This is a genomic window from Streptomyces albofaciens JCM 4342, assembly GCF_008634025.1.
In the GTDB taxonomy this organism is placed as follows: domain Bacteria; phylum Actinomycetota; class Actinomycetes; order Streptomycetales; family Streptomycetaceae; genus Streptomyces; species Streptomyces albofaciens.
Genome location: NZ_PDCM01000002.1, coordinates 3,726,432 through 3,737,644, shown reverse-complemented (window position 1 = coordinate 3,737,644; position 11,213 = coordinate 3,726,432). Strand labels below are relative to the sequence as shown.

11 protein-coding genes are annotated in these 11,213 nt (G+C 71.4%); 5 read left to right on the top strand and 6 right to left on the bottom strand.

Annotated elements, in window-relative coordinates; all coding sequences use genetic code 11:
- Positions 1 to 15: 15 nt before the first annotated feature.
- Together CP973_RS36200 and CP973_RS36195 are read right to left on the bottom strand one after the other, a co-directional pair.
- A complete protein-coding gene (locus tag CP973_RS36200) occupies positions 16 to 2,409 on the bottom strand; it encodes an HAD-IC family P-type ATPase (protein ID WP_150248398.1) in 2,394 nt (797 codons plus the stop codon).
- Between the two features lie 235 nt (positions 2,410 to 2,644).
- On the bottom strand, positions 2,645 to 2,926 hold the full coding sequence (locus tag CP973_RS36195) for a DUF2530 domain-containing protein (protein WP_150248396.1): 282 nt from the start codon (positions 2,924 to 2,926) through the stop codon (positions 2,645 to 2,647).
- A gap of 319 nt (positions 2,927 to 3,245) precedes the next feature.
- On the opposite strand from CP973_RS36195, the gene CP973_RS36190 reads away from it, so the two are divergent.
- Positions 3,246 to 4,715 carry an NCS2 family permease gene (locus tag CP973_RS36190; RefSeq protein ID WP_150248394.1) on the top strand — a complete coding sequence of 490 codons (1,470 nt, stop codon included), beginning with the start codon at positions 3,246 to 3,248 and terminating at the stop codon, positions 4,713 to 4,715.
- Positions 4,716 to 4,745: 30 nt separating this feature from the next.
- On the opposite strand, the gene CP973_RS36185 is transcribed toward CP973_RS36190, so the two are convergent.
- Complete coding sequence (locus CP973_RS36185) at positions 4,746 to 4,934, bottom strand: ribbon-helix-helix protein, CopG family (protein ID WP_078897657.1); 189 nt, start codon at positions 4,932 to 4,934, stop codon at positions 4,746 to 4,748.
- Between the two features lie 130 nt (positions 4,935 to 5,064).
- Here CP973_RS36185 and CP973_RS36180 point away from each other — a divergent pair, with 130 nt between their 5' ends.
- The 3 genes from CP973_RS36180 (at position 5,065) to thpR (ending at position 7,660) form a co-directional block, all read left to right on the top strand.
- A complete protein-coding gene (locus tag CP973_RS36180; protein ID WP_150248393.1) occupies positions 5,065 to 5,514 on the top strand; it encodes a MarR family winged helix-turn-helix transcriptional regulator in 450 nt (149 codons plus the stop codon).
- Between the two features lie 30 nt (positions 5,515 to 5,544).
- Positions 5,545 to 6,957: an MFS transporter gene (locus CP973_RS36175; protein WP_150248391.1), complete on the top strand. Its 1,413-nt coding sequence runs from the start codon at positions 5,545 to 5,547 to the stop codon at positions 6,955 to 6,957.
- Between the two features lie 136 nt (positions 6,958 to 7,093).
- The gene (gene thpR / locus CP973_RS36170; RefSeq protein ID WP_150248389.1) at positions 7,094 to 7,660 is read left to right on the top strand and encodes an RNA 2',3'-cyclic phosphodiesterase; all 567 of its coding nucleotides are present in this window, start codon (positions 7,094 to 7,096) and stop codon (positions 7,658 to 7,660) included.
- A 168-nt stretch (positions 7,661 to 7,828) separates the two neighbouring features.
- On the opposite strand, the gene CP973_RS36160 is transcribed toward thpR, so the two are convergent.
- Complete coding sequence (locus CP973_RS36160) at positions 7,829 to 8,827, bottom strand: aldo/keto reductase (RefSeq protein ID WP_150248385.1); 999 nt, start codon at positions 8,825 to 8,827, stop codon at positions 7,829 to 7,831.
- A 61-nt stretch (positions 8,828 to 8,888) separates the two neighbouring features.
- Positions 8,889 to 9,578 (bottom strand): GDSL-type esterase/lipase family protein, encoded by a 690-nt coding sequence (locus tag CP973_RS36155; protein WP_150248383.1) that lies wholly within the window; start codon positions 9,576 to 9,578, stop codon positions 8,889 to 8,891.
- A 155-nt stretch (positions 9,579 to 9,733) separates the two neighbouring features.
- Between CP973_RS36155 and CP973_RS36150 the strand changes: the two genes are divergently transcribed.
- Complete coding sequence (locus CP973_RS36150; RefSeq protein ID WP_150248381.1) at positions 9,734 to 10,741, top strand: esterase-like activity of phytase family protein; 1,008 nt, start codon at positions 9,734 to 9,736, stop codon at positions 10,739 to 10,741.
- Positions 10,742 to 10,747: 6 nt separating this feature from the next.
- On the opposite strand, the gene CP973_RS36145 is transcribed toward CP973_RS36150, so the two are convergent.
- Positions 10,748 to 11,176 carry a MerR family transcriptional regulator gene (locus tag CP973_RS36145; protein ID WP_150248379.1) on the bottom strand — a complete coding sequence of 143 codons (429 nt, stop codon included), beginning with the start codon at positions 11,174 to 11,176 and terminating at the stop codon, positions 10,748 to 10,750.
- Positions 11,177 to 11,213: the final 37 nt, after the last annotated feature.

The following is an 11,213-nucleotide window of genomic DNA, read 5'->3' as shown; positions in this document are numbered from 1 at the left end:
CGTCGTCGAAGACGACTACGCCGGGAACCGCCGCCCCATCACCCGCCACGCCACCTCCAGCAGCACCGCCGCCACCACGGCGATCGCCACCGCCGCCCACGGCATCGTCGTGCCGACCAGCTTCAGGTCGAAGAAGTGCTGGAGCCAGGGGGTGACGAGGACGATCAGGAAGCCGAGGGCCATGGCCAGGACGAGGCCGATGCGCCACCACGTGTAGGGGCGGGCGATGATCGCCAGGACCCACATCGCGCTGAGGAACAGGGTCAGGGTGGCGGCGCTGGTCTCGGCGGGGAGGGCGTCCGGGCCGTCGTAGTGGCCGCGGGCCAGCAGGTAGGTGGCGAACGCGGCGAGGCCGGTGATCAGGCCGGAGGGGACCGCGTACCGCATCACCCGCCGGACGAAGTGCGGCTTCGCGCGCTCCTTGTTGGGGGCGAGGGCCAGGAAGAAGGCCGGTACGCCGATGGTGAGGGTGGACAGCAGGGTGAGGTGGCGCGGCAGGTAGGGGTACGGGATCTGGCAGCAGGCCACCAGGATCGCCAGCAGGACCGAATAGACGGTCTTGGTGAGGAAGAGGGTGGCGACGCGGGTGATGTTGCCGATCACCCGGCGGCCCTCGGCGACCACCGAAGGCAGCGTCGCGAAGCTGTTGTTGAGGAGCACGATCTGCGCGACGGCCTTGGTGGCCTCGCTGCCCGCGCCCATCGAGACGCCGATGTCCGCGTCCTTGAGGGCGAGTACGTCGTTGACGCCGTCGCCGGTCATCGCGACGTTGTGGCCGCGCGCCTGGAGCGCGCCGACCATGTCCCGCTTCTGCTGCGGCGTGACGCGGCCGAACACCGCGCCGTCCTCCAGGACCTTTCCCATCTCCTCCGGGTCGTCGGGGAGTTTGCGCGCGTCCACGGGGGACTCCGCGCCGGGCATGCCGAGTTTCCCGGCCACCGCGCCGACGGAGACCGCGTTGTCGCCGGAGATGACCTTCGCCTGGACGCCCTGTTCCTCGAAGTACCGCAGGGTGTCCATCGCGTCGGGGCGCAGCCGCTGTTCGAGGACGACCAGGGCGGTGGGTCGGACGTGGTCGGCGATGGAGGAGTCGTGCAGATCGCGGTCGGCGCGGGCCAGCAGGAGGACGCGCAGGCCCTGCGCGTTCAGGTCGTCGACCTCGGCGAGCGCGTCGTCGCCGGCGGGCAGGAGGACGTCGGGGGCGCCGAGCAGCCAGGTGGAGTGTTCACCGTCCGGGCTCTGGAGGGCCGCGCCGCTGTACTTGCGGGCGGAGGAGAACGGCAGCGCGTCGGTGCTGTGCCAGCCGTCCCCCGCCGGGTACGCGTCGATGATCGCCTGGAGGGACGCGTTGGGGCGGGGATCGGACTTGCCGAGTGCGCCGAGGACCTGCTTGGCCAGGTCCTCGGCCGACCCGTCCAGCGGCCGCAGCTCGCTGACGTCCATGCCGCCTTCGGTGAGCGTGCCGGTCTTGTCCAGGCAGACCACGTCGACCCGGGCCAGGCCCTCGATCGCGGGCAACTCCTGGACCAGGCACTTCTTGCGGCCGAGCCGGATGACACCGATCGCGAAGGCGACCGAGGTGAGGAGGACCAGGCCCTCGGGGATCATGGGGACGATGCCGGCGACCATGCGGCGTACGGCTTCGTCGCCCGCCATGTTCAGGGTGAACAGATGGCTGAGGATCAGGCCGATGGCGGTCGGCACCATCATCCACGTCACGTACTTGAGGATCTGGCTGATGCCGCTGCGCAGCTCGGAGTGGACGAGGGTGAAGCGGGACGCCTCCTCGGCGAGCTGCGCCGCGTACGCCTCGCGCCCGACCTTCGTGGCGGTGAACGCGCCGCCGCCGGCGACCACGAAGCTGCCGGACATCACCTTCTCGCCGGGCTTCTTGACCACCGGGTCGGCCTCGCCGGTCAGCAGCGACTCGTCGATCTCCAGACCGTCGCTCTCCAGGACCTCGCCGTCGACGATCACCTTGTCGCCGGGGCCGAGTTCGATGACATCGCCGAGGACCACCTCGGAGGTGGGGATCTCGGCGGCCGTGCCGTCGCGCCGGACGGTCGGCCTGGACTCGCCTATGACGGCCAGGCTGTCCAGCGTCTTCTTGGCGCGCAGCTCCTGGATGATGCCGATGCCGGTGTTGGCGAGGATGACGAAGCCGAACAGGCCGTCCTGGATGGGCCCGACGATCAGGATGATCACGAACAGCACGCCGATGATGGCGTTGAAGCGGGTGAAGACGTTCGAGCGGACGATGTCGGCGGTGGAGCGCGAGGACCGCACGGGGACGTCGTTGACCTCGCCTCTGGACACCCGCTCGGCGACCTCCGCTGCGGTCAGGCCGCGGTGGGCCGTATCGGTGGCCTGCTCGCGGCCTCCGGCTTCGGTCTTCGCCCGCTGAGTCATGCCTTCGACGTTACGGGCGGAACGGACGATTCACCCGCTGGATACGCACAGGAAGGTGGCGGGAGTTGTTGGAGGGGCGCGCGTCAACCGTCGGTGGCCGGGATGCGTCCACTATGGGGTGACATCGTCCGGGGGGTGAGACGGCCGTCCGAAGCGCCGAACGGCGCCCCGGCGTGGCCCGCCCGTCCAGGGGCGTGTCCGTCTCGGGCCGAGCCCGCCCCGGGCCGAGCCCGCCTCAGGCCGCGTCCGCCGGTGCCCGCTCGGCGTCCCGCGCCGCGGCCGCGCGCTTGATCGCGGCGTCGCGCTTGCGGACGTACCAGATGCCGAGGAGGCCGAGGCCGCCGCCGGCCAGGCAGGTCCACACCCACCAGGTGCGGTCGTGGTCGGCGAACCAGCCGTAGAAGGGGAGCTGGGCCAGGAAGAGCACGAACCAGATGATGGTGCCGCCGGTGATCGTGCCGACGACGGGACCCTCAAGAGGCTCCGGGGCCTCGCGCAGTTCGGACTTCTTCCACATGGGGCCCAGCTTACGGGCAGTCGCTGACAGCGCCGGTCCCGGCGGGCCGGGTCGCGCGGCGCGGCCGCCGGGCAGCCGCGGCCGGGCCGTGGCCCGGCCACGGCCGGAGCGCGGGGCCTCGCCGAAACGCGTCCGGCCGGTTTGCCCCATGGGTCTACGCGCGGAGATAGCGATCATCGACTTGTTTATTCATACTGAACCTATCCGGTTCTGACTGGTTTGATTCGTCGAATCATCCAATCTGATCCGGTCTGTTTGTGTTCTGGGCCCGATCCGGGGCCCCCACGCCTCTTCAGGCCCGTACGACTGAGGTCCGCGCATGTCCCCCTCGGCCACCACGCCGGTCGACGCCGTCCAGAGCCCAGGCCCGCAGCCGCCGAAGAACGGTCTCGACCGGTTCTTCAAGATCTCCGAGCGGGGATCGTCGGTCTCCCGCGAGCTGCGCGGCGGTCTCGCCACCTTCTTTGCCATGGCGTACATCGTCGTGCTGAACCCGATCATCCTCGGTGCCGGCCAGGACAAGTTCGGGCACCACCTCGACAACGGCCAGCTGGTCACCGCCACCGCCCTGATGGCGGGCCTGTCCACGCTCCTGATGGGCGTCATCGGCAATGTGCCGATCGCCGTCGCCGCCGGCCTCGGCATCAACGCCGTCGTCTCCCTCCAGCTCGCCCCCAAGATGAGCTGGCCGGACGCGATGGGCATGGTCGTGCTCGCCGGTCTGGTGCTGATGATCCTGGTCGCCTCCGGCCTGCGGCAGCGGGTCATGGACGCGATCCCGAACGGGCTGCGGCGCGCCATCGCGATCGGCATCGGCCTGTTCATCTCCCTGGTCGGCCTGGTCGACGCCGGCTTCGTCACCCGTAACCCGGACGCCGCGCACACCACCGTCCCGCTGGCGCTGGGCCAGGGCGGTCAGCTCCAGGGCTGGCCGGTGCTGGTCTTCGTGGTCGGCCTGGCGCTGATGTTCCTGCTGACCGTACGGAAGACCAAGGGCGCGATCCTGATCGGCATGGTCGTGATGGCGGTCGTCGCGATCATCATCAACGCCGTCGCCGAGATCCCCGACGCGAGCTGGGGCCTGGCCGTACCGAACGTGCCGGACAGCATCGTCGGCGCCCCGGACTTCGGCCTGATCGGGCAGATCAGCCTGTTCGGCGGCTTCAAGGAGGTCGGTCTGCTGACCGGCTGCCTGTTCGTCTTCACCGTGCTGCTGTCCGGCTTCTTCGACGCGATGGGCACGATCATCGGCGTCGGCGAGGAGGCCGGGCTGACCGACGAGAACGGCAGCCTGCCCGGCATGGGCCGCATCCTGATGGTGGACGGCATCGCGGTCGCGGCCGGCGGCGTCGGCTCGGCCTCGGCCAACACCTGCTTCGTGGAGTCCACCGCGGGCGTCGGCGAGGGGGCCCGTACGGGGCTGGCGAACGTGGTGACCGGCGGGCTCTTCCTGCTGGCGCTGGTCTTCACGCCGCTGGCGACGGTCGTCCCGTCGCAGGCCGCGACGCCCGCCCTGCTGGTCGTCGGCTTCCTGATCATGTCGGCCAATGTCCGGGAGATCGACTGGAGCGACTTCACCGTCGCCGTCCCGGCGTTCCTGACGATCATCTCGATGCCGTTCACCTACAGCATCACCAACGGCATCGGCATGGGCGTGCTGGCCTTCATCCTGCTGCGGACGGCGACCGGCCGCTTCAAGGAGATCCCCTGGCTGCTGAACGCCGTGGGCCTGGCCTTCCTCGTCTACTTCCTGCTCAACCCGATCGAGCAGGCGCTGGGCGTCCGGTGACGCCCGGCCGGTCCGTACGGCGGGACCGGCTCACAGCGGCGGGGCGGCGTAGAACCGCTCCGTCCGGTCCACCGACAACTTGAAACGTTCGTCGAAGTCCTCGCGGATGAGCGTCCGGGTCACATAGTCCTGGACGCTCATTCCGCGTTTTGCGGCGTGCTGCCGAAGGCGCTCCAGCAGTTCCCCGTCCATACGCAGGCTGAGCACTCCCGATCCCATACCGCCACGGTCCTCTCACTCCCTGGTCAGGTGGGTCACTTTCCGCTGCGTCCTCACTCGGAAGGGTGACGCGGAGGGGCTCGGGTCAACGGGCTTTCATTAGAAAGGGTAATGAGTTATGCTAACGACCATGCCGGAACTGTCCCCTGGCGACGATGCTGCCGCCGACGCCGACGCCGTGAACGCATTGCGGTCCGCCGTGATGCGGCTCTCCCGCCGACTCAAACACCAGCGGGTCGACGAGTCGCTCAGCCCGACCGAGATGTCGGTGCTCGGCACCCTCGCCCGGTGCGGCCACGCCACCCCCGGCGAGCTGGCGCGCAAGGAGCACGTCCAGCCGCCGTCGATGACCCGCATTGTGGCGATGCTGGAGGCCAAGGGCCTGGTCCGGCTCGAACCGCACCCCGACGACCGCCGCCAGAAGGTCGTCACCCAGACCGAACAGGCCGAGGCGATGCTCGAAGAGAGCCGCCGCAAACGCAACGCGTGGCTGGCCGAGCTGGCCTCCGGGCTGGACGAGGACGAGTGGGCCGCCCTGCGGACCGCCGCACCCGTACTGGAGAAGCTCGCCCAGCTGTAGAACCGAAGAAGCCGAGGAGGCGAACCCACTTTGAGTACGGGATCCGGAGCAGACTCCGCCCCCGCACCGATATCCAACGACACCACCGCCAACGCCACCGACGCCGCGACCGCGCCCCGCGCGGGCTCCCGGGACACCGCCGCCGAGCCGCGCGCGGGCATGTTCCGTTCGCTGCGCGTCCGCAACTACCGGCTGTTCGCCACCGGACAGGTCGTCTCCAACACCGGCACCTGGATGCAGCGCATCGCCCAGGACTGGCTGGTGGTCAGCATCACCGGCTCCTCCGCCGCCGTCGGCATCACCACCGCCCTCCAGTTCCTGCCCATGCTGCTGTTCGGGCTGTACGGGGGCGTGATCGCCGACCGGGTCTCCAAGCGCAAGCTGCTGCTGATCACCCAGTCCTCGATGGGCCTGACCGGTCTCGTGCTGGCCGTGCTGACCCTCAGCGGCAACGTCGCGGTCTGGCACGTCTACCTGATGGCCTTCGTGCTCGGACTGATCACCGTCGTCGACAACCCGGCGCGGCAGGCGTTCGTCGTCGAGATGGTCGGCCCGGACGACCTGCGCAACGCCGTCAGCCTGAACTCGGCCAACTTCCAGTCCGCCCGGCTGATCGGCCCCGCCGTGGCCGGCGCGCTGATCACCTCCCTCGGCAGCGGCTGGGCCTTCCTCCTGAACGGCCTGTCCTTCCTCGCGCCGCTCGCCGGACTGCTGCTGATGCGCACCCGTGAGCTGCACAAGGTCGACCGCGCCCCGCGCGGCAAGGGCCAGCTGCGCGAGGGCGTGCGCTACGTCGCGGGCCACCCCGAACTGATCTGGCCGATCGTCCTGGTCGGCTTCATCGGCACCTTCGGCTTCAACTTCCCGATCTGGCTGACCGCCTTCGCCGACAAGGTCTTCCACGGCGGCGCCGGCCTGTACGCCTGGTTCAACGGCCTGATGGCGGCCGGTTCGCTGGCGGGCGCGCTGCTCGCGGCCCGGCGCAGCACCTCCCGGCTGCGGCTGCTGGTGGGCGCGGCGCTGCTGTTCGGCGTGCTGGAGATGGCCGCGGCCCTCTCCCCGGCCGTCTGGGTCTTCGGCGCGCTGCTGATCGTCATCGGCACGGTCGGCCTGACGATCAACGTCACGGCCAACTCCAGCGTGCAGCTGGCGACCGACCCGCTGATGCGCGGGCGGGTGATGAGCCTGTTCATGATGGTCTTCATGGGCGGCACACCGCTCGGCGCGCCCATCGTGGGCTGGGTCACCGACGCGTACGGCGCCCGCCTCGGCTTCCTCGCGGGCGGCGTGATCTCCGCGCTGGCCGCGGCCGGCGTCGGCCTGATGCTGACCCGCGCGGGCGGGCTGCGCGTACGGATCGACCTGCGGCGCGGCCACCAGCACGTACGGTTCGTGCCCCGGCAGCGGGACGGCGAACCGGAGCGGCTGACGGCGGCGGCCTGAGAGGTCCGTACGGGGCCGGGACCGCGCGCGTACGGCGATCCCGGCCGGTGCGCTCCCCGGTCCGGGCCCCCAGGCGCAAGGCGGCCGGTCCCCGCGAACCCGGTCCCGCCGCCGCCCCGTGCGCGACACTGACCGCATGAGACTCTTCGCCGCAGCGCTCCCGCCCGAGTCCGCCGCCGAGGAACTCGCGGCCCGGGTGCGCCGGCTGCGGCGGCTGCCCGGCGCGGACCGGCTGCGCTGGACCGGACGGCCCGGCTGGCACTTCACGCTCGCGTTCTACGGAGAGGTGCCCGAGACCGTCCTCCCCGACCTGCGCGAGCGGCTGGCCCGGGCGGCCCGGCGGCACGAGCCGATCCCGCTGCGCCTCAAGGGCGGCGGGCGCTTCGCGGACCGGGTGGTGTGGGCCGGGGCCGACGGCGGCCTGCCGGCCCTGCGCAAGCTGGCGGACTCGGCGAACGCGGCCGCCCGCCGGGCCGGGGTGGAGATGTCCGGCCACCGCGCGTACACCCCGCACCTGACCGTCGCGCGCAACCGCGGCGGCGCCCTCGACCTGGCCCCGTTCGTCGAGGCCCTGACGGACTTCGAGGGCGGCGCCTGGACCGTACGGGAGCTTGCGCTCGTCCGCAGCCACCTGCCCGCCGGCGGGGTGCCGGGCGAGCAGCCCCGGTACGAGACGGTGGCGGCCTGGCCGCTCGGCCGCTGAGCCTGGCCGCGGGCGCGCGGGCCGGGCCGGTTACGCTCGAAGGGTGGATCCCAAAACCCGTAACCGGATCATGTCCGGTCTGTTCGCCGTGCTGCTCGTCGTCGTGATCGTGGCGGCCGCCCTGCGCTGAAGCACCGGACGGCCGCCCGGCCCGCCGACGGGCTCGGCTCACCAGGCGAACGCCTCCGGCGACGGACCGGTGGCCGGGAAGATCTCGTCGAGCGCGGTCAGCAGCTCCTGCGACAGCTTCAGCTCCACGGCGCGCAGCGCGGAGTCGAGCTGTTCGGAGGTGCGCGGCCCGACGATCGGCCCCGTCACACCGGGCCGGGTGAGCAGCCAGGCCAGCGCGACCTCGCCGGGCCGCAGCCCGTGCTTGTCGACCAGGTCCTCGTACGCCTCGATCTGCGCCCGGATCGCGGAGTCCGCCAGCGCGCCGGCCGAGCGGCCCCCGTTCGTACGGGCTCCGCCGCCCTCGCGCTCCTTACGGACGGCCCCGCCGAGCAGGCCGCCGTGCAGCGGCGACCACGGGATGACACCGAGCCCGTAGGACTCGGCCGCCGGTATCACCTCCATCTCGGCGCGCCGCTCGGCGAGGTTGTACAGGCACTGCTCGCTGACCAGCCCGAGCGAACCGCGGCGCGCGGCGGCCTCGTTGGCCTGCGCGATGTGCCAGCCCGCGTGGTTGGACGACCCGGCGTACAGGATCTTGCCCTGCTGCACCAGGACGTCGACGGCCTGCCAGATCTCGTCCCACGGCGTGTGCCGGTCCACGTGGTGGAACTGGTAGAGGTCGATGTGATCGGTGTTCAGCCGCTTGAGGCTGGCGTCCACCGCGCGCCGGATGTTCAGCGCGGAGAGCCGGTCGTGGTTGGGCCAGACCCGCTCCCCGTCGCCGCCCATGTTGCCGTAGACCTTGGTGGCGAGCACGGTCTTGTCGCGGCGGCCACCGCCCTGGGCGAACCAGGAGCCGATGATCTCCTCCGTGCGGCCCTTGTTGTCGCCCCAGCCGTAGACATTGGCGGTATCGAAGAAGTTGACGCCCGCGGCGAGCGCGGCGTCCATGATGGCGTGACTGTCGGCCTCGTCCGTCTGCGGCCCGAAGTTCATGGTCCCCAGAACGATGCGGCTGACCTTGAGTCCGGTGCGTCCGAGCTGCGAATACTCCATGGGCCCCAGCCAACGCCTTGGAGCGCGCTCGAATCAAGACGCGGGACGCGCCCCGCGTCCCTCAGTTCCCGGCCGCCACGTACGGTCCGCCGACGCCCCACGCCTGGTGCATGGCGTCCGCGAAGGCCGCCGCGAGCAGGTGCTCGCCGGACGCGGAGGGGTGCGTTCCGTCGTAGGTGTCCCGGTCCAGGTCGTACCCCGCAGGGTGGGAGGCCAGCAGCAGCGGCGAGGCGGGGGTCGACAGGTCCGCGACCGCCTTGGCCAGCAGCTCGTTGAAGCGGTCGCACTCGGCGGCGAAGGGCGCGTCGCACAGGGCCCGGGTGTTCGGGATGACGGGCAGCAGCACGGCCCGTACGGACGGGCGGGCGGCCCGCGCCTCGGCGACGAAGCGGCGCACGTTCGCGGCGGTCTGCTCCGCGTTCGTGTAGAAGCCGAGGTCTATCAGCCCGAGCGAGACCAGCAGGGTGTCGGCCTTGGACGTCCGCACGGCCTCGCCGATCAGCGGTGCCATGTGGCACCAGCCCTCGCCCCACCCGGCGAGGTGCCGCCGCGCGTTCTCGGGGAAGTCCGGGTCCCGGTAGGCGTACGAGACCGCCGCGTCGGCGGCCGTGTCGTACAGCGCGCCGCGCGGCCCGACGATGCGGTACGGCCCGCCGAAGGTCCGGTTCAGGTGCTGCCACATGCGGTAACGCCAGGTGAAGTCCCCGGCGCTGCCGATCGTCATCGAGTCGCCGACGAACATCACGCGCATACGGCCTCCCGGCCCGCCGGCCCGGGAGCGCCGGAGGGCGCGGTCGGGGTGTTCATGCGGAGATCATAGGGAGCCGCGTGGCGGGCGGGCGGTGCCGGGCCTCCGGGCCCGGCCGGAACCGCGGACCGGCCGCCCCGAAGTGGCAAGCTGACCCCATGCGTTCGCTACTGTGCGCGGCCGGGGCCGCGGGGATACTGCTGTTCGCGGCGGCCGGGCCGGTGGTGGCCGACGACGCGGGGGGCGGTGACGGGTTCACGATCAGCGACCCGCGGATCAAGGAGTCCAGTGGCCTGGCGGCCAGCCGGGCGCACCCGGGGGTCTACTGGACCCACAACGACAGCGACGACGGCCCGTACGTCTACGCCGTGGACGGGCGCACCGGCCGTACGGTCGCCACCGTCACCCTGCGCGGCATCGGCGACCCGCGCGACGTGGAGGCGATCTCGGTCGGCCCGGACGGCAACGTGTACGTCGGCGACATCGGGGACAACCTCGGCGGCACCTGGAACCACGTCTGGATCTACCGCTTCCCGGAGCCGCGGCAGCTGCGCGACCAGACGGTCACCGCGGCGCAGCTCACCGTCACGTACGACGAGGGGCCGCGCGACGCCGAGGCGATGATGGTCCACCCGAAGACCGGCCGGGTCTACATCGCCAGCAAGAAGAAGAGCGGCGGCGCCGCCCTGTACGAGGGCCCGGAACGCCTGTCGTCACGCGGCACCAACACCTTCCGGCGGATCGCGGCCGTCGACCAGTGGGTGACCGACGGCGCGTTCTCCCCGGACGGCACACGGCTGCTGCTGCGCGGCTACTTCGGCGCGGAGATGTACCGCTGGGAAGGCGGCCGCCCGAAGGACATCGGAAGCGTGGGCGTACCGCTCCAGATGCAGGGCGAGTCCGTCAGCTTCACTCCCGACGGGCGGACGCTGCTGTTCGGCTCGGAGGGCAGGTCCAGCCGCGTACAGCCGGTGGGTCTGAGCGGTGACCAGCTGCCGGAGTCGGCGGCGAAGAACTCCGGCGGGAAGACCGGCGGCACGGGCGGCACCGACGACCGGAACCAGGACGCCCCCGGCAAGAACCGCAACGTCCTGCTGGCGGCGGTGACGTTCGGGGTGGGGGCGGTGGTGGTGCTGGGTTTGCGGAGACTGTTCCGGCGGAAGTGAAGGAGGCTACGGGCCGTCGTCCGTCCGGCCGGAGAGACCGGCCGCGTCCGCCCGGCCGGCGGCATCGGCGGCGGCTCGCATGCCGCGTACGGTCTCCAGGTAGCCGCCGATCGCGTCCCGGTTGCGGGTCAGGCAGTCGATGCGCTGCGTCAGCTGATCGTGTTCGCGTTCCAGAACACTGAGCATCTCTGGTGTCAGGTCGTCGAAGTAGATGCTCCGGGGCTTGTCCAGGCAGGGCAGGAGCTGCCGGATGATCCGGGTCGGCAGGCCGGCGCCGAGCAGGCCCTTGATCTGCAGCACGCGGCCCACGTGGGATTCCTCGTACTCACGGTAGCCGTTGGAGGAACGTCCGGGCGTGATCAGCTGCTGTTCCTCGTAGTAGCGCAGCAGCCGCCGGGAGGTGCCGGTGCGTTCCGCCAGCTCTCCGATCCTCATGCCGCCGAGCCTACGGCGCCGCCTTCGGCCCTCCGGT

Coding starts and splice junctions, on each gene's coding strand:
- CP973_RS36200 (WP_150248398.1), bottom strand. CDS start 2,409: ATGACTCAGCGGGCGAAGACCGAAGCCGGAGGCCGCGAGCAGGCCACC.
- CP973_RS36195 (WP_150248396.1), bottom strand. CDS start 2,926: ATGTGGAAGAAGTCCGAACTGCGCGAGGCCCCGGAGCCTCTTGAGGGT.
- CP973_RS36190 (WP_150248394.1), top strand. CDS start 3,246: ATGTCCCCCTCGGCCACCACGCCGGTCGACGCCGTCCAGAGCCCAGGC.
- CP973_RS36185 (WP_078897657.1), bottom strand. CDS start 4,934: ATGGGATCGGGAGTGCTCAGCCTGCGTATGGACGGGGAACTGCTGGAG.
- CP973_RS36180 (WP_150248393.1), top strand. CDS start 5,065: ATGCCGGAACTGTCCCCTGGCGACGATGCTGCCGCCGACGCCGACGCC.
- thpR (WP_150248389.1), top strand. CDS start 7,094: ATGAGACTCTTCGCCGCAGCGCTCCCGCCCGAGTCCGCCGCCGAGGAA.
- CP973_RS36160 (WP_150248385.1), bottom strand. CDS start 8,827: ATGGAGTATTCGCAGCTCGGACGCACCGGACTCAAGGTCAGCCGCATC.
- CP973_RS36155 (WP_150248383.1), bottom strand. CDS start 9,578: ATGCGCGTGATGTTCGTCGGCGACTCGATGACGATCGGCAGCGCCGGG.
- CP973_RS36150 (WP_150248381.1), top strand. CDS start 9,734: ATGCGTTCGCTACTGTGCGCGGCCGGGGCCGCGGGGATACTGCTGTTC.
- CP973_RS36145 (WP_150248379.1), bottom strand. CDS start 11,176: ATGAGGATCGGAGAGCTGGCGGAACGCACCGGCACCTCCCGGCGGCTG.